The organism is Enterococcus sp. 5B3_DIV0040 (genome assembly GCF_002140755.1).
Taxonomy (GTDB): Bacteria; Bacillota; Bacilli; order Lactobacillales; family Enterococcaceae; genus Enterococcus_D; species Enterococcus_D casseliflavus.
This window is the reverse complement of sequence record NZ_NGLC01000002.1, coordinates 875,585-900,751: the sequence shown is the minus strand read 5'-3', so window position 1 is coordinate 900,751 and position 25,167 is coordinate 875,585. Positions and strand designations below refer to the sequence as shown.

The window sequence follows — 25,167 nt, the reverse complement described above, 5'->3', positions numbered from 1 at the left end:
GATCTTTTTTCTTTAATCTCGTGGGACAAAGCGTAAGACGATGCGATACTTCGGTACGAGCAAGTCTTCATAATACCCACCTTGATCGGCTTCTGTATCAACGATCCATTGGGGATAGTCTCCATAGAAGTCCCCCGTTAAGGAAATCGGCACGCGGCTTCTTTCTTCTAGGCGAACCAAGTGTTGTTCCTCCATCGCTTCATAGAGTTGGATCTGTGTTTCTTCCGTTTTTAGATTCAATCGCAACAGCGGGGTTGAAATATCGTCATAGGTCAGGGTTGGGTCTTCTTCTTCGCTTTCACTTTCGGCATAGTCGAGAGGATCTTCTCCCGCTTCTAATAAGACAATACTGGCACTATCATCGATCGCCAGTTGATTGACGTAGGTATCCACGGCAAGTGGCGATTGATTGCGGATCTCATACGTTTGGCTTTCAAAATTACGATTCGATTCCGCTGTGTTGTACAAGGATTCGAAGACCATTTTGGTTGGGATCGTCACCCGCATATGCTCCAGTTTCGATGTCACATCGATACCGACTGTCAGCTGGTAGGCTTTATTCCCCACCTCAAGAACAGCAAAGTAGCTACCATCTTCGTCGACTTCTCGTGTAAGATCCGTTTCTACGATGCGAAAGTCATCCGTCATATCCGCTTCCGTCAAGACGTTTGCGGCTTGTGCTCGGCTTTCTTGAAGGATCAAAGCATCTAATTCTTCTTGCATGCTTAATTCATTAATTTTATAGCGATCTAAGGTGATATTGTATGCTTCAAAATTCACACCTTTAATCACGGTTTGACGAGCGGTCACATCGACATAGGTCTCAATCGAAGGTTTCGATAAGAAAATCGACACTTCTGTCTCGGTTTCCAATCGCTCATTTTCTCTTAAGGGAATGCGGAAATAGCGATACAGCTGATTTTCATCCCGATAGTCGCCCCATTCGATTCGTTCAGAGTTTTTGTCTAATTCAACGAGTTCTCCGTCAGTATTGGTATAGGAGATCACTGTGATATCGGTATCCTCATACATGGAACCAGTGATTTCAGTCGACTGATCACTCAATGCGTCGATTCGGGCAACCAGACCTTCTGGTTCTGAAAAACGAATTTTATTGTAATTATTTTTGGCAATCACTTGATAAATATCTGTTTGTGTTTCAAGACTTTCTAAGGAACCATCGAATTGTTCGCCACTCAGTAATCTTGAACGAGCTTCTGCACTACCGGTCCCCCCATAGGGAAAGGGATTTCCCCCGTTACGATTAATACGCATCGTTCCATAAATATTGATAAACTCTTCGGTTGGCGTTTCCAAAGCAGCATTCTCCCATACTGAGAATTTTTGGTTATTTACATTGATTTTAAGACCATTTGCAACTGTATATTGTTCCGAACGTATCAATCGCTGTAATTGTGCATTTGCTTGACCTGTTCTTGTCATAGGATGACTAATTTCAAATAGCTCAACATTTTTTACATTTAATTGTGCATTTGCCGTTCTGAAGTAAAGAACTTGTAATTTATTTCTAATGGTTTCTAACGTAACGGTTGAGTCCTCATCGGCAATAAAGGTATTTCGTACATTAACAAGCGGACGATTGGTAAACTCTGCTGTTGTCCCCATCCCATTCCGATTATCTGTAAGGAAAAATTCCGCTCGTTTACCGACTGTAATGTTTGCGAAAGAATTTGAATGATTGCTTGAGCCGTTCCCACCGCCTTGCGTATTCAATCCTCTGGCAACCCCATTAAATACTGCTTCGTCTTCAAGAATTAAATTCGATGTCGTGGTTACCCTAAATATTCCTCCCGATTGGTTGACATCCATTTGCGCACCTTTTCCTATTCGGACAAAGGAATTCGCATTTCCAAGTTGGATAAAGCGTGAATCATATGTTGTGCGATCCCTTTTAGAAGTCATTTTAGCGTTATCAAGTAACTCAACCCGTTGAGCTACTCTTATTCGTGCGTAATTATGTCCGACTGCTGAATTTTGAATATTACTAGTCGTTGGCTCTGTCATATGAACTTCAGCTTTTTGCGCAAGAATAACAGAGCGAACAGAGGTGTTTCCTGTCATTCCCCTAGCTGCATTTATTCTAGTATATGAATTTTCTCCAAATACTAAGTCACTCGTACTAACACCTTGAATAAATCGACCACCAGTATCAACTTCAACTTTACTTGCTTCTTCCATCGTAAATTTCGAATTCGCCAAGGTTAAACGAAAAACGGCTCGTGCAGCTTGTCGCGTAGTATGATTGACCGTTACTTCCGCTTCACGTCCTAGTTTGATTTCTTCTCTAAACCGGAAAAAATCGACATTTGCATTGTTTCGTCCAGAAACGGTGATTTCAGAGTGATCGCCCACATGCAACCGGCGAATGGTTGAAGAAGCAGCAGATGAGGTACCACCGGTAAAGCCTTGTGCGGTTTGTAGGCTGATCGTATTTGCTTCACCAATATAGATATCTGTTGTGCTGCGACCAGTCACCAATGGTCCTACTTGATTGAGGGTGATGGTTGCATTTGCTTCTGACAAAAATTGGGAAGCTGTGGTCGTTGATCCTAAGGCAATGAGAGGGTTTGCTGCTGATGATGTGCGAGAATAATTGATTGCTGCTTTTTCTCCTAGGAAGAAACGCCGTTGCACGGAAAAAGCATTGGCTGCTGCACTCGTTGAATGCTCAGCAACATTGATTTCAGCCCCTTCAAGCAGCTCGAATTGATCGACCAGCGTTCCAGCGGTAAAGCCATTCCCTAATACGCCCGTTAGTTTTGAGTATTTTCCTAGAGTTACCTGAGCCAAGCTTGCGTTGACGAACGCCCCACGCTGATTCACAGCTATTTCTGAATAGTCACCAATGGTGATTTTTCCGTTGCTCGATGCTAAACCGATGACGACATTCGATGTACTTGCTGAAGAGGTCGTTCGCGTTCTCGGTACGTCAATTGTTGTATGACTTCCGATTTGAACCGAAGACGTTGCGAAAAAGGTTCGATACGCTTGACCAACAGTGGCATTACTAGGTTCACTGATGGTTATATCCACCTGATCACCAATCGCAATACTGTTGACTGCTACGTTGCCATTAAACCCGTTGCTATGCTGATTGTTCATTTTCACGTGGTCTTGAATCACTATCGTGGTACTAGCCACACCCGTAAACATCGGTCCATGCTGCGATATTCGCGTTTGTGTATTCTCCCCAAAATCGATGGAGGAATTTGCACTTTGGAGCTGGATAAAAGCTCCGGCCGTTGTGCCCGTCCGCGTTCCTTCAATAATGGTAGGTTGGTCTGCGGTACTATTTTCAACGATGAATCGGTGTCCGACATTGATGGCGGGCGTCTCGCTGACCGTCCCGTACTCAGATAGTTTTAACTGACTACCTGCTTGTAATCGTACCTCCCCTAACGTACTGGTAGAGTCCCCAGAAAGCCCCTGTCCCGTGCCAACATCTAGTGTTGCCCCGGTTGCTAGCGTCAACCGACTATCTTGATTGGCATTTGGCAGGGAAACCATTGCGCCAGATTGGCGAATCGTGGTCATACTTCCTTGACCAAAATCAAGGCTTGCTGCGGTACCTGTCATATGAAAGACGGTGCCAGTATTGCTGTTGGTACTTCGGGTGACAGAAATTTCAGCTTGGCTAGCGACTGCTACTTGATTCATTTCAAAGATTGGTGTGGCATTTGATGAGCGATGATTGACCGTCAATTGCCCTTCGACAAAGAGTCCTTCAGCCATGAATAACGTTGGAATGGAAGACGTCGCTGTCGTCACCACATTGGTTCCTTTGAAATGAAGATGTGCTTGGTTGTTATTCACCACGCGTCCTGCGGTAGTGGTCAGCTCCAGTTGGGTATCTTCAAAAGTAATCGTTGATGCCCCAGTTGTTTGAGCCAGCCCTTGCGCTGACTGGATGCCTTGTTGCTGCACCCCTTGCCAAGTCAGTTGAACAGGTGCCGCAAACTGCATCAGGTTCTCTGCCGCCGTCTGCGAAACGATCACAGGTGTTTCTTGACTACGAAAGGTAACGTTCATCCGTTGGATCCCACTGATTGGCCCAGTTAATGCCAAGTTGCTGGCAAAAGTAAGCACTAGCGATTGCTCATTGGCGATTTCTTCGTAACGATACTCCGTGCCCTCTTCATCGGTGAAGGATTCCCCAAGTAAAATTGCCCGCAATTGCGCCTCACTTGCTACAGTCAATGCGACCGCTGAAGCTCCAGCATCAAACCTTTCGACTTGCTCGTTCTCAGCTTCTGGCTCCGCTTCATCTTCTGAGCTATCTGGCGTTTCTGCTTCGGACAGTGCTTCATTTTCCTCTGCTTCTTCTTGGCTAGCGGTCGTTGAATCATCGGTGGCTTCCGATGAGGTTGTTTGTTCCTCGCTGCTTTGCTCGGTTGACTCTTGCGTTTCCGATTGATCAGCAGAATTATTGGTTTCCTCCCCAGAAGATTGTTGCGTCCCTTCAGAAAGTGACTCTGTTTCTGCATAAGCAACTTGCTGGAACGCCATCGTCGTGTTGACGCCCGTGCTGCTCAGTAGTAATACGGCAGAAAACAATGTAAGTAATTTCATCATATCCTCCTTTCTTCAAGTCTTTGTTGCGTTAAGAAAGCTGAAAACTAGAGAATAGCTCCTTGCTTTTTCACGCAAAGCTGTCTCAATATTCTTCGTTTTTGAGGGAACGACAAAAAAAGACATTTTGATGAATCAAATGTCTGGAGAAAGTTGTTAGATTAAGTTTTCATAAAATAATAACTACATACGAGTTCTGTATTCTCAAAAACGAAGGTTATTGGGACAAACTATTTGTAAGTATGACACGCGTGTTGCTTACTAAACTAAGAATAGCGTGGTCGTTTCTCAAAGGAAAATCATTATTTTCATAAACACCTGAAATAGATGAATAAATAACATACCTATTTAAACGCGTGAACAGCACAGCAATTGGTTTAAAAGAGCGGTTTTTGATAGGGATTTATTTTCCTTTCGAGGTGTTCCCAATCGCGATCATCCGGGAGAGATTTCAACAATAAGTAATCTGTTTTGACTTTATAATCAACGAGGTAGCGATTGTAATTGGTCACGATCAAATCGATATGGGCAGCATGAAGCGTATGTTTTGTTAAATATTGCAGTTGAACAAACGTCAATTTATGCTTGCTGCCAAATCGCTGGATCGCTCTTGTTTGGATATGCTGGCACACAAAATGATCTCCTTCTAAGAGAAAATAAATGGTTTTTGCTGGTGCATAATAATCGAAAATCAGCTCGCTATAAATCGTTAAACTGACACAGATGTCTTCTAAGTAGGCAGTAGACAAAGAGAGTTTTTTGCTCTGCTCCTTAAGAAATTGTAAGTTCTTTTGGTAACTCTCACTGTTGGAACGCATGATCACCTCTTTGATATCATCCATTTCCTTGTTCAAAACCGGCGCAATCGCATGGTTAATTTTTCTCGATAAAAAGAAAGAACGTAAAAAAGTCGCAACCGTTTTGGCTTGTGCTTGGTGCACCTCATGGTTTTGAAGAAACAAGTCCGTCACAATTGTGATGGCTTCGCCTTGATGAAATTGTTGGTAAAACTTTTCCTCTCGTTCTTCTTGATCCAAGGTTCGCTTGCACAAGGTGACTAAGTAGATCCAAGCGAATTCTTCTTTGGGCAGCTGAACCTGATAGATTTTCTCAATGCCTTCCTTCAGTGCGTATAGCTTGGAAAAACTGTTCCCTTTATACGCCTGTCTAACCAGTTCTTTCGGCATAGTGATACGATAGCCGAGGCTCGCACGCTTGATGGCAATATAAAACGTGTAGTAAAACGCTGCGGGAGTCGCCCCAGATCCGATTTCATAATAGCCGAACTTGTCCTCCAATTGACCTAAGATCAAGTCATGCAAGGCTTGATCTGGAACCAACGTATAGATCGTTTCCACACCTTCGTAATAAAAATCTTTGAAAAACTTACGCAAGTTGGCTTCACTTCCTTCAATCGTTAAGGGATTAGATGCCCACTGCAAGCCATAGCTTTTTAAAATAGGGTTTCGCTGATTGAGTAGACGCCGAAACGTACTCTCTGAAAAATGATAATGATGTGCCAGCTCATCCACCTTAGATAGTTTGCCATGGAAAATATTCCCGATAATTTCAAATAAGCATTCATTTTTTAACAAGCTTTGTTTTCTTTTTTGATAGTCTGCTGGCTTTTTCTCTTCGAAAACAAACCCGCTATTGCCCGAAACGAGGGCAATACTGTCCCCAAAATATTCTTTCATGTATTTGATATCATTGGCAATCGTTCGTTGCGTCACCTGATTGCGTTCTGCTAAGTCGCCAATCGTGAACACACGGTCTCGCTCAATCGTACTCAGCAGCCGAAACAAGCGCGCAGTCGTACGGTTGCTGATGAAGGCCAATTGCAACTCTCTCATTCATCCCACTCCTTTTTTTCAAGAAATTCTTTTCTATACTATTACATAAATAGCACACTATTTGGTAATTATATACTCAAATTTATATATTTTTAATCAAAAAACCTACTAAAAATGAAAAAAATAACAAGGAGAAATTAATTTTTTAGACTTATCATATTCTTTTTGCTGGAGGAAAAAGAAAAAAAGCCGCAAGCAGCGCTCGATGAAAGAGCTGCTTGCGGCTATTTTGGTTTTCTCATTAAAATAAATACTGGGCAGTAATCGAGGACTGGCACTCGATCAGTTTTTCTGGAATCCCTTCGTACAACACTTCGCCACCGCGAATCCCGCCATCAATGCCGACATCGATCAGCCAATCCGCTGCTTTCATGACCTCAAGGTTGTGTTCGATCACGATCACCGTGTTGCCTTTTTCTACTAGCCGTTCGATGATCGCCAAAATGCTCTTGATGTCTGCCATGTGCAATCCGGTCGTTGGTTCATCCATAATGTAGATATTGCCTTTTTTGCTTAATTCTTTTGCTAACTTCAGTCGTTGGCATTCACCACCAGACAAGGTATTCAATGGCTGTCCAAGGGTCATGTATCCTAGTCCCACAGCCAAAATCTGTTTTAGTTTTCTTTGAATCGCTTTTTCCTCAAAGAATTCCACCGCTTCTGTGATGCTCATGGCAAGGACTTCATCGATCGACTTGCCTTTCAAGCGATACTGGTAGACTTCTTCTTTAAACCGTTTGCCGCCACAGGCCTGACACAAAACCTCAACGGAATCCATAAAGGACAGCTCCATCTTGATGGTCCCGTGGCCCTTACACGTTTCACAGGCGCCTTCGGAATTGTAGGAAAAAAGACCTGCTGAGACCTTGTTTTCTTGGGAAAATAACTTCCGAATGTCATTCATGATCCCAGAATAGGTCGCTGGATTGGAGCGGATATTTCCCGCCACCGCTGATTGATCGATCGTAATGGCTTCGGGGTATTCTTTAGCAAAAACCCCATTCACTAAACTGCTCTTTCCAGAACCAGCAACACCGGTCACCACTGTAAATACTCCTAATGGCACCCGCAGTGCTGTATTTTTCAAGTTATGCAGCGTCGATTTTTTCGTTTCGATAACCTGATGACTCTGGCGAGGTGCTTCTTTAAAGTCCACCATCTGTCCAAAAGCTTTGCCAGTCAGTGTATCTGAGCGCAGCAATCCTTCAAAGGTTCCTTCGTAGGTAATATAGCCGCCATTTTTCCCCGCTTTAGGACCAACATCGATAATATGGTCAGCTGCTTTAATGACATCTGGATCATGCTCCACTACGATGACGGTGTTTCCTTTGTCCCGTAGTTTGACTAACAATTCATTCAATCGATGGACATCCCTTGGATGTAGCCCAATACTCGGTTCATCAAAAATGTAGATCACATCGTTCAAGCTAGAAGACAAGTGTTTGACCATTTTTACCCGCTGACTTTCCCCACCAGAAAGGGTCGTCGTTTCACGGTCTAAGGAAACATAATCCAACCCGATATTGATTAGATCAGTGATTCTCGCTTGGATGTTTTGAAGCAGTGGTTGGACACTCTCCTCCGAGATTTCTTGAAGAACCGTCAATAGTTCATCCACTTGCATCGCCAAAAAGTCCGCAATCGAATAGCCCGCGATTTTGCACGCGAGTACTTGTGGATTGAATCGTTTTCCCTGACAGTCAGGACACTTCTGCTCATTCATGAAAGAAGCGATTTTCTTCTGGGTAGCAGCGGAGCTTTCATTGCCACCTTTGATATTGGAGCGATTAAAACGAGCGACTAAGCCTTCATAGGTGGAACTCATCCCTTCCATATACAAGGAATCGATTTTTTCTCCTTGGGCATACAAAAAGCGGTTCATTTCTTCTTCGCTATATTCTTTCAATGGCTTGTCATTGTCAAAAAAGCCCGTATTGGTGAAAGACTTCAGCAGCCAAGAGCCGACTTTATAGCCAGGAAGCAGGATCGCCCCTTCGTTTAAGGACTTTTCAAGATCCAGTGCCTTTTCTAAATCTAAGCCGACGATGCGCCCAATCCCTTCGCAAGTGGGACACATCCCATGAGGATCATTGAAAGAGAAATTCCATGCAGGACCTAAATACGGTTGACCAAGACGAGAAAAAAGCAAGCGGATCAAGGGATTGATATCCGTGATCGTCCCTAATGTGGAGCGGGAATTGCCGCCTAAACGGCTTTGATCAACTACTACCGCCATCGAAAGATTGTCGATGGCATCCGCATCGGGCTGGCTATATTTTGGCAAAAAGTTGCGGACAAATTTCGAAAAGTTCTCATTCAGCTGTCGCCCAGCTTCTTGTGCGATCGTGTCAAAGACGATCGATGACTTGCCTGAACCAGAGACACCCGTGAAAATCGTGATTTTTCTTTTGGGAATCTTCAAGTCAAAGCCCTTCAAATTGTTCTGCCTGGCGTTGTGGATCGTAATGTATTCCTGCATGCTATACCCTCCCAGATTCTGTTGAATTTTTTCAGTGAGCGACCATTATAGCACAAACATTCTCGCTGTTTCTCGGAATTTTGAAAAAAAACTATGTTTATTTTATGTTTTGTTCTAAATGTTGGAATAGCAAGGATAGAGGGCTTATGCGATTTTTCGATTGATAGATGAACCGAGGGTTAGAAGAATAACTATTGAATAAAAAATGCGTGGCGCAAGTGGCGAATAGAAAAGACGAAAACAGACCAAATCCCTTTTTATAAGGATTTGATCTGCTTTCGCGTCGATGTGTTTAACGAAAAGTAATGATTAGCTACTAACCTTTAAGCGAACAATTCCGTTTGATTACGAAACAACCATCAATTAATTGAAATATTTCTTTGCACACTTTACTTAAAAGTTAGGCCTTACGCGATTAGAATCTTGTAAGTAGCTTGCCACCTCTTCTTTTAAATCGTTAAATTCTTTTTTACTAGTAGTAATAGTCAGAATAAAATGGACCGCTTCATCTTGAGAAAAATTTGTCACATATCCATTAAGCTGCAAAAAAGTAATCATAGAAACTAAAGCGGTCCGTTTATTACCATTATGGAAAGGGTGTCTTTTTACTAAGTTAATTGCTAAAATTGATGCCTTATCAAAAATTGTCGGATATAATTCTTTGCCAAACACAGCTTGTGAAGGTTGATTTATTGCCATATCCAACGCACTTGCATCTTTTACACCAATCATTTCTCCTTTAGAATACTGTACAATTACTTTCGCATTGATTCTGATCACATCTGCCGCCGTCAAAAAAATCATAAGTCAACCAAGTCTTTTAAAGCTTTGTCGTATTGATCCATGACTGAATCTACGATTGAATCAATAGAAACTTCTTCAACCGCTTTAATCATTTTTACAGATCCATCCCGTTCAAAAACATAACTGATTGATTCACCGGTCTGAACACCGATATACTCCTTTACTTCTGCAGGTATCGTTGTAATATCACTATTACCAGATCTTCTGACTTTATATTTTTTTGTTTTTTTCAATTTCTACCCTCCCAATGTATATACAAATGAATTTGTATATACATTATACAACAATAGATACATGCCGTCAAAATATGTCTTAAAGAGCATAACCTTCAACTCTATGATCCGACATACCAAAGAATAATCAATCCAATTTGAAAATATATTTCCTAATTTTTTCCTACTCACCACAATTGTTGCGAATTCTTGATCACGCATTAAAACTTACTATAAAAAAACCGAAACAAAGAACTCACTCTCTGTTTCGGTCTTACTTCATTAGTCTACGAAAAATTCTTCTAACACTTCTTGCATTTCATAGGCATGTGCCGATTTGTTTGAACATACCGCGATCAACAACTGCTGATCTGGGTAGTAGACGGAATGGTAGTTGACCCCGGGATCGTAGCCCATCTGGATGTACTTCACCACTTTTTGTTCTATCACTTTCATTAAACCGCCATAGCCATAAAAAAATTCATCTTCCTCATGGACTTGTGGTGTCAAAAATATCTCGGTCATTGTTTTACTCAGTAATTGCCCGCTCATCAATGCATGCCAGAATTTTTCTAAGTCTTCAACTGATACATAAGCACCGCCATCCGGTCCGCCCTTGGCTGGGATGGAAAATATATTGGTTTTAAGTCCTGATTCCGTTTCAATATATCCCAATGCCGTATTGCGAGGCAGCGTGTCTTGGGCAAAGTAACCAGCATCTGTCATTTCTGCTTTTTCAAAAATATTCTTTTCAATATAGTCGGTAAAGTGTAAGTCGCTAACTGCTTCCACCACCATTCCTAAGAGGATGTACCCTGCATTGTTGTACTTGACCTTGCTTCCCACTGGATCAGTCATGGCTTTTCTTTGAAAAAGCGGCAAAAAATCAAGGGGGGTTCGCACTCGGTAGGTCGGCAAGTCTTGCCAAAGTGCTTCAAAATCATCGGATACTTCTTCATCAAAATAGTCAGGGATACCAGAGGTATGTGTCAGCAAATGATGAACAGTCACAGCTTGATCAAAGTTTGGCAATACATCGGGAACACACTCCTGCAGTGTCGTGTCAAAGCTCAGTTTGCCTGCTTCAACTAATTGGCAAATGGCTAGTGCCGTAAAAAGCTTGCAACCTGAGGCAATGCCAAAACGGGTATGGGCACGATTTGGCAATTTGTCTGCATCGTTTGCATAGCCAAAAGTGCGATCCACCAAAACCTTGTCAGCTTTGACCACACGAATATTGCCATAAAAAGCGTACTCTTTTTGCTTTTGTTCTAATCTCTTATCAATTAATTGGGTATTCATTTTCTCTTCCTCCGAATGTTTCGTACAAGGACAACTTGTCGTCAACACCAGCCTACCCTTTTCATATTTGGAAACGCAACATCCTTATCTCCTCCTATCTGTTATCAGGGTATCATAGAATAAAGCGCTTCACAATGGTGGTATCTTTGTACTTTGTGTGCAAAGATACCCGACCATTCTATCCATCTGTCATTTCATGAGCAATGGCAATCTACTCGCTGTTTCTCGGAATTTTGAAAAAAAACTATGTTTATTTTATGTTTTGTTCTCAATGTTAGCTTATCAATGGTGAGGGCTTATACGATTTTTCGATAACTATTGCATAGGAAGGAATTTAGAGTGCGTACGAAGTTATAAGACAGAGCGAAGAACGAGTATTTTGAATGGCCTTAAATTGCTAAAAGGTAAAAAAATATTCCATTTCCCCTTGCTTGCAAAGTGAAATGGACTGTTTTCATGAAATAACCTTTAACCGTTTGAAGCCGACTGTTATAGATCAGCTCAATGCAGTTGACGGAAACGTTTTGATCAATGTCACCGTTTCTTCTGCCCCATAATCCCCTTCGGCATATAAATCAAGATACTCTTCCAACAAATAGTCAGCAAGGTCTTGGGAAGATTGCGTAAAACCAGCCTTTTCGTAAGATTTGACTGCAGCAATATTTTTTCTCGATGGTCGCATCATCAATTTTTTTATGCCGAATGTTTCATGTAAATGATCACCGAGGGTGACGATCGCATCGGTGCCAAATCCTTTGCCGCAATGAATTTCCCGATTCAACCAGATATCCAGTTCTGCTATGCCGTCTTTTAGATGAAATGAGGAGTAGCTAATAAAGCCAATAGGTTCACCTGCATGTAGAATCAAAAAGCCTCTGCCATCTTGCGGTTGGGCACCAGTAAAGTAATACTCTTGATAGTCCTCAAAAAACTCTGCTTCAGTGGCGATCGGTGCATTAGGATAAGAAGGTGGTCCGGAATGATACTTTGTGGTTTCAGAGTGAAAACACCATTGATAGACCGCTTCTTTATCTTTGATTTCCGCAGGGGTTAAAGTGACTTTGTTGCCTATTAGCATGTGGCATACTCCTTTGCTTAGTTAGTATATGATAGCTGCTGTGCCTATTTTAATCAAAGGTACTTTAGAAAACAACTGCTCGCCAATTCGTTTATTAAATATAGATTTCGTTTAGGAAAACAAAAAACCAATTGCTTTCTTTCATTTTTCAAAGACTTACTATGTAGGTTACATACATAAACAAAACCGAAACAGCAGACTTCCTCTCTGTTTCGGTCTTACTTCATTAGTCTACGAAAAATTCTTCTAACACTTCTTGCCTTTCATAGGCATGTGCCCATTTGTTCCACCTACCTATTCACTGAGATGGCCATTCGGTGATAGGTATGGCGCTTGCCTCTGATGGCGATGGATAGTTGCAAGATGTTCTCGGGATCAGCGGTCCCAGAAAAACCTGCATCTCCGATATGATGAAGGTCGCAGCCGGCACGTTTGCTAGTCAATGCCAAGGCACGGATCGTACCTGTATCTGCACCTTCCTGTGTAGTGCCAATGGTGCCCATGACCAACTTCTCTTTTTGGTGGATAAAGGCCACTAGATCACTCATATGTTGTTCACTCAGCCCAGGAATCGTGCCCGCGATGGGTACAAGAATAACATCGGCTCCAGCTTGAATGAACGCAGACGCAATTTCTTCATCTAACACGGGTTCATTGACACCAGCTCCGTGCATTTTTCCAGCAATAATGATCCCAGAGAAAATGGCTCTTGCTTGTTTGATTGCCGCTGTAATCTCTTTATTTGAAACGCCAGTGGAAGGATTTCCTGTCAGACAGATAAAATCAAATCCAAGTGCTTCTGCACGAGCCATGTTTTTCTTTGTTGCCAAACGCCCAGTAGCGATAGTTGTCAGCTGTTCCATCTGCTCCGCACAATCGTCGACAGGCTCAAGATTGACTCCAATAGGCCGCCCCGTTAAGCATTGCAAAAAGCGAATGGGGTCATCCGTTGTCGGTAATCCTTTGATAGCGCCGTTTTCGCAATCAAATAGGTTCAGCAAAATCAAATCCGCCCCAAATGCAGCGACGAATTCAGCATTGGTGATTCCTCTAGACATCGGATCGATTTGGACATCATTTTCTGCTACGATCGTCCGCCCCGCACTTCCTCGGATACTTTCCAATAGCTGGTCTTTATCAAATGATTTAAAATCAGCTGCCGTGCAATTCAATAATCGTTTTGTCTCCATTTACTCCTCACTTTCTGAACCTAGTCCACTGGCTAATGTCCGATTATCCAGCATTTTGAAGAATGGATAATAGATGGCGATAGAAACCGTCAGATTCACCAGTTGTAAGATTGCCCCCGAAATATGTCCGCCTGTGGCTAGATAACCGCCGATGATTGGCGGCATCGACCAGGGCACCAAAACGACGGCAGGTTGGACGATCCCCATGGCAACTGTCGTATAAGAGATGATATAGCAAACGACCGGCGTCAGAATATAAGGGAACAAAATCAATGGATTCATGACAACGGGCAATCCAAACATGATGGGTTCATTGACATTGAAAACCGTTGATGGAAATCCGAGTTTCCCCAACTCTTTTAAATACTTGCTTTTACTTCTGACTAATAGCAAGATCGCTAAGCCCAAAATCACCCCACTACCGCCAATCCAGACAAAGGTATTCATAAAGGTATAATTGATGATATGCGGAATCGTTTCGCCGTTTTGAAAAGCGATTCGATTCTCATCGATCATTTGAATCCATGTCGGCTGCAAGACGCTCAAGACCAAGTCCCACCCGTGGATACCCACTGACCAAAACAATGACGTAAACATAATGGCAAACAGACCGCCTACAAAGCCTCCGCCAATGATAGATAGTGGTTGTCCCACAAGGCTGTACAGCAGATCATGAACATTCGTGTTGCCGAATGATTCCACTAATAAACGAATCACCCAGAAAAGCGAGAGGCAAAAGAATGAGGGGATCAATGCAATAAAGGAGCGACTGACCGCCGGGGGAACGTTTTCTGGCATGCGAATCACGATATTCTTTTGTACGAATAATCGGAAAATCTCCGCCGTGATTAGACTAGTGATGATTGCTACGATCAGCCCGCGGCTACCAAGATAAGACATTTGAATGCCGCCATCTTCAATCGGAGTGACTAAAAGAAAAACCGAAGCTGCCAATACACCGGCAGATAAACCGCTGACGCGGTAAGTGGTTGCTAAACTATACGCAATAGCAAAGGAATTGAACAGCGCCATCACACCAAAGGTCACTTGTACGACAAAGTCTAATTTGCTGCGCCATTCCCCGCCAAAAATACTAGTAACAAATAGGTTAAAGCCTTCCCATGGAACGTTAGATAAAATAACAAAAATGGAACCGATAATAATCAAAGGCATCGTGGTGACAAGTCCATCACGGATGGCAACTAGATGCTTTTCACCGCCAATTTTCATTCCCCATGGCAGCATTTTTTCTTCCATAAATTTCTTTAACGAATCCTTCATAAGCTTCCTCCTTAACCTTAAAAGAACGCTGACAGATTGCTTTCAGGTATCTTTTCGAAGTGTGAATAGAAACCAAGGCTTGCCACCTTCAAGAACCTAGGATTGAAGTGCTGATCGCCAGAACGCTATTTCTATGAACACAGTAAGAACGCATGGCATTGGATTTCTCAACTATGACTGCCTATTTTCCATGCGACTGTCCTCAACTGATCTTCACACCTGTTATTTGCCGCAAACGATCCTGCGCATGAACCGTTTCAAACGACAAAAAAGGCATTGGACAAGATTGTCCAATGCCTTTGGCATAGCAAAATAAGCGTCCAGCATCCCACGGTTTTTGCCCAAAAACCTGCCTGAATCTACTAGAAATCGACAAGAAAATCGGGTACAATAAACACGTTGATGCCTTTGGCGATCAACTATGGCAACTTGATTGGTCATCCGTCTTAAGGGTGTGACTGATCAGGGCCTCGTAAATCTGTTGGCGCAGAGATACGAGGTGCCTATTTTTTTGGTTTCTATTCGCTTACATTTTATAGAATGTTTTTGGGAAAAGCAAGCGAACATCGTAACAAAATTGTAAATAATGGTCAAAAAAATAAAAAACTATTGTGATTTGTTTGATTGAAACAGAAAATAGTAATTACTTTGCGTATTTATAAAAAAAGAGGACCGAATCATCCATGATTCAGTCCTCCTTTTCGCGCTAGACAAATACAAACAAAATTCCAGAGCAGATCGTGCCTACCAATAGCCCACGAATACTGCCTTCTCCTTCATTGGGTAACTCAAATTTGATGATATTGACCAGCAAAGCGCCGGTGATCAAGGCTTCAATGATGACCACCAAATAGTAGGGCAATGAAACAAAGAGGGAGAACGCAGCTCCCGCGAAAATACTGAAGGAAAGCACAAAACGGCCATATTTGTTATAGAGGGCACCATGATGGTGATAGAGCAGCCAATCGTTCATGAGAAAGTGCAAACCAAAGGCAATAAAGTAGGTCAAAATGTAAAAACGCTCTGATAGCGTATTGGCAATCACGATATAGCCGATCATGATATTGTAGATCACATGAAAAGCGATATCCGACCAAAAAAAGGCGTTTTTGGCACTGGTGATGTCTTTCTTTTCTAACACCATAAACGTCCGCTCATCGATTTTGTAGATCACGTAACTGAAGACTAAGCCAAACAAAACGATGCCATAGACCCCATGACTATAAAAAATCCCCGAATCCCAGCCAAATTCATCGATCAACACCGTTTGAAAATACGCCAAATGGGGCAATAGATGAACGATCGCGTAGGAGATCCCTACCCCAGCGGCAAAGGAGCTCATGTATTGCACGTTTAGTTTTCTGGATGAGATAACATTTGAAGATAGATGGATGAAGATAAACCCTAAAGTGATCATGCAATTCACAAAATTGTTTGTTAGATACGTCATTGTTTTCTCCTTCTTACATTCCGTTCGCGGCATCGTTTAAGCGCAATTTTCAATAACAAAGTCTTTGTAATTAGTTATTTTTGGTTATTTTCATGAAATATTCTTGTTTACTATACAGTAAGTGGGCTCGGGGGGCAATAGGTTTTTTAGGTTTTTGGGGAGAAATATTTTTGATAGAAAATGACCTTCATTGTTGCCGATTTTTTCCCAATGACCTTGTCTTCATTTTCGGATAGGATAATCTTGTTTTTACTCTAGCAGACACTAGGTCTAACTTCATTTTTATAAAAAATTGCGCTTATTTGAAGTTAACTTCAAATTTCCGAAAAATTGTAACCAATTTGAAGTTATCTTCAACTTTCTCAATTATGACAGATTTTTGACGTTCGTAACCAATCACTGATGAATTCAGAAAGCCGTTGTTGCTCCTATTCCATTAAAAAAAAGAAGCAAGAACTTGCAGCGTCCTTGCTTCTTTTTTGTTACAATTCATTATACTTCTTTTTCGAATCTTTACTTTCTTTCACCGGATACTTCATGTTGTTTTTTTCCAGCTTTTCTTTGATGATCTCATCAATATCAAGACCCAAATTGTCTGCCAGCATATAGGAATAAATCAGAACATCGGCAATTTCTTCTTTTAGATGTTCGAAATCTTGAGTGGCTTCTTCAGGTGTTTTCCATTGAAAAATCTCCAACAATTCGGCGGCTTCGATGGAGATAGAAATAGCTAGATCTTTTTCATTATGGAATTGTCGCCAATTGCGATCATCTCGGAATTTATTGATCCGTTCCATTGAAGAGGGTTGGTTTTGCATGGTTGGACTGGCTCCTTTCGTTTTGTAGGGCTATGAGTTTTTGGCGGAGATTGGGATTGATTGCATAGATGTAAAGCCCTTTGATTGCTCGTTTCATTAATACATTCAATGAATTAAGGATGATCGTTTCTTTGGCTTTCTTCGTCAATTCTTGGTTCATATCGTCACGTCCCGTAAACGCCCCTTTGTCCTCATATTTATCGATATCGATGACAAGCTGGTCGGTCTCTGGATCGTAATCAACGGAAGGGCCAATGACGACTCCTACATTGTTTAAATCAAAACCTTGGACGGTGTAGATTGATCCGACTTCACTGATTGTCTCTGGTCGCTCCGCCCATGTTCGCTTCGTGTCGGTCGTATTCCATGGCAGGTTGATCCCACCAGGATCTACAAGATAAGAAGCTCCGTCTTTTTTATGAACATAATCGAATGTTGAGATGATCCGTGACAGACCTTCCTTTTTATCGAGAGAAAAGATTTTATTCTTCAACGCATCATGGGTTTCCATAATCTGAAGCTCAAAAGATGCTGTTGATTCTGGAATCGGTGTTACACGTTTTTCTACGATATCATCGATCCATTGAATAATTTGTGGACTACTTTTCATTCTTAATTGATCTTTTAGCTGAAAGCGAGAAGCATTGTACCTTTTCTGAAACTGATCCAATTGGTCCTGATCCCAATAACTTTTGATTTTCAATACTTGCTTCGGATCAAAGATACAAATCGTGATTTTTGCTCGCTTGATAATTTCTTCTAGTTGGTTTTCATAGTGAAAACTGTTATAGCTGTCTTTCTTCGTTAAAAGCAAATGGGCCTCATCCACAATAACGATGTCTGGGTGCAACTTCTGATTATCTGTTTTATTAATAAAGGAAGTTGGCTTTAACATATGATTCTTTTTTAAATTTGGCAAACTTTCTGCCATTGTATGATAGGTTTTTAACATCTCTGAATGGTTGACCAGCAAATAATTATCAGTGCCTTTTAATACAGACTCTGATTTTGTATAGTCTTGAAGGGTGTTATAGAGAGATGCTAATAAGACGCTCTTTCCCGTTCCAGCTTCTCCTTCAATCATCAAGACTTTTTGTGTTTCATCCTGCTGAATCGCTTGTTTACAGTACTCAATGATTTCAAGTTTTATATCTAACTGTTCTGGCGTCAGTTCTTTAAAAGGGGATAATTTATACACATCTTTGTTGCGAATCGTATCGATTGAGTGCTTCGCCAACTGACGCCTTTGCAATTCTTCCCATAACTCTTGGAAGACCACTTCATCATAATACTCTTTTTCATAATACTGATGCATCTGCACCTGTCTTGTTTGACTGACATTTTGCAACTGAAACTGCTCATCCCCAATGAAGTGATTGATCAAATTGGTTTCGATATTGTAGGTCGCTGATTGATTGAATTTTTCATGACCAATCAGCAGGACTTCTTTAATTTCTCTGCGCTTAGCGTTATTCAAGTGCTGCTTCAATCGTTTGTTCACTTGAACCGTTTGACCAATGTACGCAACAGGTCTTTTCTTTTCATTTCGGTTGTAGAGTATGTAAACGACTGGGTACTGATCGATATAAGCCGTCGTTATGCTAGATAGCTCACCTTTCTTGAAATGATGATCTTCTATGATTAGTTGGTTGGTCATATTTTAGAGTCTCCGTTTAGTGTCTATTCCATTAAGGTTATTTATTTTAGTATATCATTGCATATTTTGCTCTTAAAGCATTAAAGACAAAATTGGTAATTTTTTGTTTTAGCAAAATAACCATTATTTAAAAAAATCGCTGTTGATTAATCTACTAATTTCGTCCAACGTGCATACTTTGCTAATGATTTAATAGACTAACTTATTATCCTGAAACTCTTTTCAAACGAATCCTCTCTAAAACGTTCTAAAATAAATAGCTGAAAATCCCCTTTGATAATTCATCAAATATCCTCTGTTTAGGATATTTATAAATTGTTTATTAAATCAAAAGAATTTATTTTTCAACATTAAAATAAATAAATATTTTATAATTTTAATTTGACCAAATCATTCAATATGAGATAATCATTTACGAAAGGATGATTTGATGAACCATACAGTTACCAGCCTAAGATATCTACGGATCGCTCAAATTTCTTTGTTAACATACTATATTTATTTAGCCGTCCATGACAATATTTTCGAAGCAATTCCATTACTGTTAATCAGTGGTATTTTAGATCTCGTGTACCCGCCAGACTACGCAAACCAGTCATTTTGGTTCCCTTATAAAAAGAAAACAATATTTTTAAAAAGCAACAATTTGTTTCTGGAAAGAGCTCTAGAAATCTTAACCACAATTGTTCTTGGTATTTTCCTATCTCTTGTTTTTTAAAGGAACAACTTGTGATTGTTGGTTCCCTTCTACCCAACAACTGAATTATTTTTCTATTGCTCACTATTTTATCCATTTGTCTATTAAAATGGATTTATTAAATGAATAACGAATCCTTGACTGTTGAGATGACGCTAGTATTTAATCGAAAGGAAAGGTGATTTTTTATGAAAAGAATTTGTTTTGTCTTAGTTTTGAGCAATGGATTATCTTACACACCATTAACTCCAGGTGTTCTTTATCAAAGAGACACAAGCCTCAAAGACTATTTTTCACCGTTTTACGACGTTTCAATCAATTATCTGAGAGATAAAGATACTGTTGATTACTTGGTCCTTCCTGAGCCATTTGCTCCTTTTGATAATGAAAATAACCTCCCTATCATAAAAGTTCCTTCAAAATTTTTTCTGACTAAGGACTTTGAAAAAATTAAGGATTACATTGATGACTACTTTAAAGAAAACGATGCTAAGTAATACTAATCTTCGATCGTTTTAAGCTCTTACTGATTGATACCGTTATCAATCAGTTTTTTTCTTCGATTTGCCAACTTCTTTTTGGACGAGAAAACAGTCCGAATATTCTAAAACTATTACTTTACGATAAAATTATTCCAATTATTAATAAGGTAGTATTTTGATGAACGAAAACAAAGGCATCTGTTACATCGTTATTATTCGTTTATTTTTTGCATATAGAAAAACAGACCAAATACTCAAATTTGGTCTGTCTGACGTGGCTATTCATTATTGCTTCGCATATCCGTTACCATGACCCGGACTATAACTCTGTGCTTCTGAATCTGTAATCAACGTGAAGTTCTCTGGAATCTTTACTTGTCCATAGGTCTTGCCACTTTCGACCTTCAAGAACTTATACCCTGCAGGTGCTTGGTACCATTCGCCAACCAATGAAGGAGATGGGGTGGCTTGGTTGGCATTCGCCTGATTTGCTTCCTCATTAGCTTTCGCTTGCTCTGCGGCTTCTGCTTGTTCTTTGGCCTGTTTCTCACGCTCAGCTTTTGCAGCCGCTTCGGCTTCTTTCTTCTTATCAGCGATCCGTTTGTCACTGCTTGTCTTTGCACTGTCATATTGACTATCCAATGCAGCAAAGTCATCTTTTAAGGTACCTGGTGAGTAATCTTTCAACGCCAATGAATCTTCCAGAGTTGTTTTCGCAGTTGTAAGCTCTTTTGTTTCATCCTTCGTAAGATCACCATCATCAAGCAATAATGTTGTTTCTTTAATCAGTGATTTGGCTTTAAATTCATAGTCTTTGAATTCTTTAGCAGTCGCTTCTTGCTTTTGCCTGATGTTTTCAATCAGCTTCGCCGAATCACTCTGTCGTTCTTCAACAGCTGTCTTTTCATCTGCATCTTCGAAAAATGTTTGGTTGACTGCTTTGTTTTGCGTTAAGTCTTTTTTATCGCGCTCTGACAAATAGTCTTTTTTCAGCAATGTATCTGTTGCTTTGTTATCTTCTTTGAGCTTATCAACTAGAGAAATCAGTTCTTTTTGATGCCTCTCGACTGCTTTAGCCAGTGTTGTTACTTCATTTGCTAAAGACCTGACAGGTGTAATTTCACTGGTTCCAAATACCGTTTGATACTTCTCTGTGATTTCATTGATTTGCGTTTGATCATCTTTGGTAATAAACGCTTCATCGCTTTTTTTAGCCAACGCATCTAGTTGTGTTTTGATTTGGCTAAGTTCTGTTTTAACGGCATTGGCTTCTGCAGATGACACATTCTTTTCAACTTTTGCGAGCGTTGCTTCACTTTGCGCAATCAAATCCAATAAACCTTGTCTATTTTCACGATCCTTCACTTGATCAAACGAGGTCAATTCATGTTCTAATGTGCTTTGTTCATCTTCTGAGATAAACACTGATTGAAGCAATTTATTGATTTTTTGTTCTTGTTTTTCTTGCTGATCATAGACATCTTGGTAGGCATTTGCATTCACAGAGGTTGCAATGATCCCTGTCATTGAAAAAGCCAAAACAATCCCTAATAACTCTTTTCTTAATTTCATTCTTTCTCTCCTATTAGACCAACTCTTTATATTTGTTTATTCCTAATGCCCGAAATGTATCCAAAGTGATTTCCCCATTCTCTTCATCATCGGTCATATCGTTGAGGAACAAATAATACGCACGCAATTCATCCACTTTTCCATGGAAATATGACCGTTCCTTCTTGTCTTGCCATTTTTTTTCTTCTGCTAACCAATCAAAAAGACCACTTGCTTCTTCTTGAGGAAGTTTATTGAGTTGTTGGTCAATAAAAAAGACAAGCGCTTCTTGTTGCAATAATTTTGGATTTGCTTTTCGCAAATATTTTTTTAATTGTGCATATGATTTACTTTCAACACGAGTTTTATTTGCATAAAAAAGAGCAGTGCTCATTCCCACCAAATAAACAAGCAAAGGATTGATTCTTACCACATCTAAAAAAACGATGAGGCTTGCTAGTAGGATCAATCCGATAGATACTACTATGACTTTTTTATAGTATTGCTTTTGTTTCTGATATTTACCCATAATATCTTGGTACTCTTTCATTTTTTTACCACCCTTATTTTATTTATTAACAAGATTATAATAGCCTTTACTTTCAGTCGTAGCAAGGTATATTTTGCGTTTCCACTGTCTTTTTCATAAAACACCTAATCCTTTTTGTCAGGTGATAAAAAATCCGAGATAAACCTTTACAATTTCGCCAATTTGCACATCCTTCGACTTATTCCATATTGACATAAGCTACCATAAACGATAGCATAAAAATGAAACCGTGTGCAAAATTAAATATAAGGTGTGTCCTCGTTGAATATGATCAAGTCTATCCTGCATCATAGCGGCAATTGGCTAAAGAATGTTTATTTCGGGCAAGATATTGCTTATCCGTTTATCCTCGCTCTTGTGTTACCCGTGATCCTCGATTAATTTTTTCATGTGAGTTTTAATTTTGTCAATACAGCGATGATCAGCTCCGCTGGTACAGAAACAGTTAGTGTGGTCAGTATGGTTGGCAGTTTGCATTTCTTCTTGGTCAATACGTTTACTGCTGTCGGATTGGGTGGAACAGTCTTGATGGCACAATATTTCGCCAAAAAAGAGCGCAAACAACATAGCAAAGTGTGCAGTGGCACAGTCTACGGTACCGTCTTTTTGGCCTGTTCAGTCAGTATTTTGATTGCTGTTTTTCAGAAAGGTATCTTGCAGTTGTTATTCGGACAAGCAGAGTCGCTGGTTTTGGACCATGCCAAGATTTATTTGTTGGGTCTATTGGCCTCATACCGATTGCAAGCAATATTAGAAGGAACCAATGGCAGTTTGAGATGGATTGGCCACACGAAGGCCTCATTTAAAATTATCTTTGCTAATGAACTTTGTCTACATTGTCTTCAATATTCTCTTTTTGCATGTATTAGGCATGGGGATGATTGGGTTGCTCTTTGCTGTCTACACATTGCGCATCAATCGCGGGCTCTTTATATTAAAGAAAGAAGACTTATGCATATTCGCATGAAAGTCATCAGCAAAGTGTTAAAGATCAGTATTCCCTTTGCTGCTGACTCTTTGTTTTTTTATGGCGGAAAAATCATTATCCAAACAATGATCGTCAGTTTTGGAACCAATGTGATTGCTACCAACGCGATTGCGTCTTCAGGGATTCAGATTTTAGAAATCATTCCTAGCGCCTTGGCCACATCACTTGTGCCAATCGTGGGCCAAAGTATTGGACGGGGCAATATCGCAGACGCCAAGAAGTTTACGAAGGCCTTTGTTTTGACTGGTATGGTGGCGTTTCTTGTGATTAACTTAAGTCTGCTGCCCTTCTTTTCATATGGGATGCGCCTGTTCAATCCGCCGGCAGTTATTGTTCCAGCGATTTATCGGCTTTATTTGATTGCCATCGTGATGCACTTTCTAACTTGGAGCATTGTCTTCATTTTGCCTGCTGCATTGCGCGTTGCTGGCGATACCAACTTCACGACCATCGCTTCGCTGCTTTCGATTTAAATTTTCCGGATTGGTATGGGGTACTTGGCTCGTATCGTTTTGTTTTATGGATTGACAGGGATTTATGTCGTGATGACCATCGAATGGGGCGTTCGGGGCCTGATTTTCTTGCTGCGATTTTGAGGGAAGAAATGGTATCAGCATACGTTGACGTAAGTGGTAATTGTTTTCACATGAAAAAAGGGCTCTATAATTTATGGGACTGATGAATCAGAATTGATTCTTCAGCCCCATTTTCATTTTAGATATTAAAAAACATATCGTTCTCTAGTATGATTAAATCACCACAAAATAAACAAACTGAGAGGACGATATGCTATATGAATGATTCTATCAAAAAATGCTGAGAATAATAGAGAAAGATTTGATGATTACAGAGGTCTCTTACGAGACCCTTCAGAAGAAAAAGACGTTGGTCGTCGATGCTGTTCTCTCGCCTACTCCTCGAGCTTGTAGAAGTTGTGGTTCTACTGTGGTAGATGGAAACGGGAAAGCAATTATAGTGAAAAATGGGAAGAAGGAAACGATTGTCCGTTTTGAACAATGCAATCATATGCCTTTGGTTATGCGCCTAAAAAAGCAGCGCTATACCTGTAAAAACTGCCGCACCCATTGGACTGCTCAAAGTTATTTCGTCCAACCCAGACATTCAATCGCAAATCATGTTAGATATAAAATTGCTTCTTTACTGACTGAAAAAGTATCTTTATCTTTTATTGCGAAAAGCTGTCAGGTATCTTTGACCACCGTTATTCGTACATTGAAAGAGTTTAAAAGCTATTTGCCAAAGCAATCTAAGAAGATTCTCCCCAGAGTATTGATGGTTGATGAATTTCGCTCGCATGCTTCCATAGAAGATAAAATGAGCTTTATTTGCGCAGATGGCGAAACAGGAAAATTATTAGATGTTTTGCCTATGCGTAAATTACCTCGATTAACAAGCTATTTCTTAGGTTGTACCAATCCAGAAGAAGTAGAATTCTTGGTGACAGACATGAACGCTGCCTACTTCCAGCTCACCAAACGTGTTCTGCCAAATGCGAAAGTAGTGATTGATCGTTTTCATATTGTCAAACACATGAATCAAGCGTTCAATGAGTTGCGTATCCGTGAAATGAATGAACTTCGTAAAGCAGGACAGAAAAACCAGGCAGAAAAACTGAAAAAGAACTGGCGCTTTTTGCTAAAAAATCGTGCAAACATCAACCATTATGAATACAAAACATGGAAAAGTTTCCGAGCACCAAAATACCCATTTCTTACTGAAGCAATGATGATTGATCGATTGCTTGAGTTTTCTACGCCCCTAAAGGAGGCGTATCCCATTTTTCATGAATTAGTTGAAGCCTTTCGAGACAAAGACCCTGACTTATTTTTCTCCTTATTGGCAGAACTTCCAGAAACGTTAGATGGTGGCTTTCGGGAGAAGCTTCAAAACCTTCTGACCTATGAAGAAGGCATTACCAACGCAATGATCTAACCTTATTCCAATGGAAAATAGAAGCGAAGAATACCCACATAAAGACAATGAAACGAGTATCCTACGGATTTAAATCATTCGAGAACATGAGAATTAGAATCTTTTTGATCAATCAAATAATCAATGTAAGATAACAAAAAATCTGAGCCAGAATGTGGTTCATTCTGACCCAGATTTGATTTTGCACAACTCATCAGTCCTTATTGACAAAGAGCAAAAAAAGCCAGAAACG

The 25,167-nt window shown here is 40.4% G+C and carries 16 protein-coding genes and 1 pseudogene; 3 read left to right on the top strand and 14 right to left on the bottom strand.

The genetic code is table 11. The features are described from left to right. Nucleotides 1-12: 12 nt before the first annotated feature. From A5883_RS16675 to A5883_RS16615, 12 genes are all read right to left on the bottom strand, one after another. Nucleotides 13-4,593, bottom strand: coding sequence for a hypothetical protein (locus A5883_RS16675; protein WP_086339091.1), 4,581 nt, complete (start codon nt 4,591-4,593; stop codon nt 13-15). Nucleotides 4,594-4,967: 374 nt separating this feature from the next. Continuing rightward, the gene (locus A5883_RS16670) at nt 4,968-6,443 is read right to left on the bottom strand and encodes a helix-turn-helix domain-containing protein (protein ID WP_074934360.1); all 1,476 of its coding nucleotides are present in this window, start codon (nt 6,441-6,443) and stop codon (nt 4,968-4,970) included. 241 nt (nt 6,444-6,684) lie between these two features. Continuing rightward, nucleotides 6,685-8,922, bottom strand: a complete 2,238-nt coding sequence (locus A5883_RS16665; RefSeq protein ID WP_086339090.1) for an ATP-binding cassette domain-containing protein — start codon at nt 8,920-8,922, stop codon at nt 6,685-6,687. Nucleotides 8,923-9,315: 393 nt separating this feature from the next. Beyond that, a complete protein-coding gene (locus A5883_RS16660; RefSeq protein WP_074934362.1) occupies nt 9,316-9,726 on the bottom strand; it encodes a type II toxin-antitoxin system death-on-curing family toxin in 411 nt (136 codons plus the stop codon). Then, nucleotides 9,723-9,959 carry an addiction module antidote gene (locus tag A5883_RS16655; RefSeq protein ID WP_016609673.1) on the bottom strand — a complete coding sequence of 79 codons (237 nt, stop codon included), beginning with the start codon at nt 9,957-9,959 and terminating at the stop codon, nt 9,723-9,725. The genes A5883_RS16660 and A5883_RS16655 overlap by 4 nt, the downstream gene beginning before the upstream one ends. 261 nt (nt 9,960-10,220) lie before the next feature. Further along, a complete protein-coding gene (locus A5883_RS16650; protein WP_086339089.1) occupies nt 10,221-11,240 on the bottom strand; it encodes a serine hydrolase domain-containing protein in 1,020 nt (339 codons plus the stop codon). Nucleotides 11,241-11,736: 496 nt separating this feature from the next. Next, nucleotides 11,737-12,318, bottom strand: coding sequence for a GNAT family N-acetyltransferase (locus A5883_RS16645; protein WP_074934364.1), 582 nt, complete (start codon nt 12,316-12,318; stop codon nt 11,737-11,739). A 290-nt stretch (nt 12,319-12,608) separates the two neighbouring features. Beyond that, nucleotides 12,609-13,508: a DUF7916 family protein gene (locus A5883_RS16640; protein WP_074934365.1), complete on the bottom strand. Its 900-nt coding sequence runs from the start codon at nt 13,506-13,508 to the stop codon at nt 12,609-12,611. After that, nucleotides 13,509-14,789 carry a PTS cellobiose transporter subunit IIC gene (gene celB, locus A5883_RS16635; RefSeq protein ID WP_074934366.1) on the bottom strand — a complete coding sequence of 427 codons (1,281 nt, stop codon included), beginning with the start codon at nt 14,787-14,789 and terminating at the stop codon, nt 13,509-13,511. Between the two features lie 706 nt (nt 14,790-15,495). After that, entirely contained in the window at nt 15,496-16,239 is a 744-nt protein-coding gene (locus A5883_RS16625) for a hypothetical protein (RefSeq protein WP_074934368.1), read from the bottom strand. A gap of 482 nt (nt 16,240-16,721) precedes the next feature. Next, a complete protein-coding gene (locus tag A5883_RS16620) occupies nt 16,722-17,057 on the bottom strand; it encodes a nucleotide pyrophosphohydrolase (protein WP_061053736.1) in 336 nt (111 codons plus the stop codon). Further along, nucleotides 17,020-18,714: a DUF2075 domain-containing protein gene (locus tag A5883_RS16615; protein ID WP_074934369.1), complete on the bottom strand. Its 1,695-nt coding sequence runs from the start codon at nt 18,712-18,714 to the stop codon at nt 17,020-17,022. The genes A5883_RS16620 and A5883_RS16615 overlap by 38 nt, the downstream gene beginning before the upstream one ends. Before the next feature lie 885 nt (nt 18,715-19,599). Here A5883_RS16615 and A5883_RS16605 point away from each other — a divergent pair. Continuing rightward, nucleotides 19,600-19,908 (top strand): hypothetical protein, encoded by a 309-nt coding sequence (locus tag A5883_RS16605; RefSeq protein ID WP_008377858.1) that lies wholly within the window; start codon nt 19,600-19,602, stop codon nt 19,906-19,908. Between the two features lie 270 nt (nt 19,909-20,178). On the opposite strand, the gene A5883_RS16600 is transcribed toward A5883_RS16605, so the two are convergent. Next, nucleotides 20,179-21,465 carry a hypothetical protein gene (locus A5883_RS16600; protein WP_074934370.1) on the bottom strand — a complete coding sequence of 429 codons (1,287 nt, stop codon included), beginning with the start codon at nt 21,463-21,465 and terminating at the stop codon, nt 20,179-20,181. A 13-nt stretch (nt 21,466-21,478) separates the two neighbouring features. Continuing rightward, nucleotides 21,479-21,994: a hypothetical protein gene (locus A5883_RS16595; protein ID WP_008377855.1), complete on the bottom strand. Its 516-nt coding sequence runs from the start codon at nt 21,992-21,994 to the stop codon at nt 21,479-21,481. A gap of 390 nt (nt 21,995-22,384) precedes the next feature. On the opposite strand from A5883_RS16595, the gene A5883_RS16590 reads away from it, so the two are divergent. Both A5883_RS16590 and A5883_RS16585 read left to right on the top strand, forming a co-directional pair. Then, entirely contained in the window at nt 22,385-23,455 is a 1,071-nt protein-coding gene (locus tag A5883_RS16590) for an MATE family efflux transporter (RefSeq protein WP_254907885.1), read from the top strand. A 320-nt stretch (nt 23,456-23,775) separates the two neighbouring features. Further along, nucleotides 23,776-25,069: pseudogene (locus A5883_RS16585) on the top strand (ISL3 family transposase). The last annotated feature ends 98 nt before the right edge of the window (nt 25,070-25,167 follow it).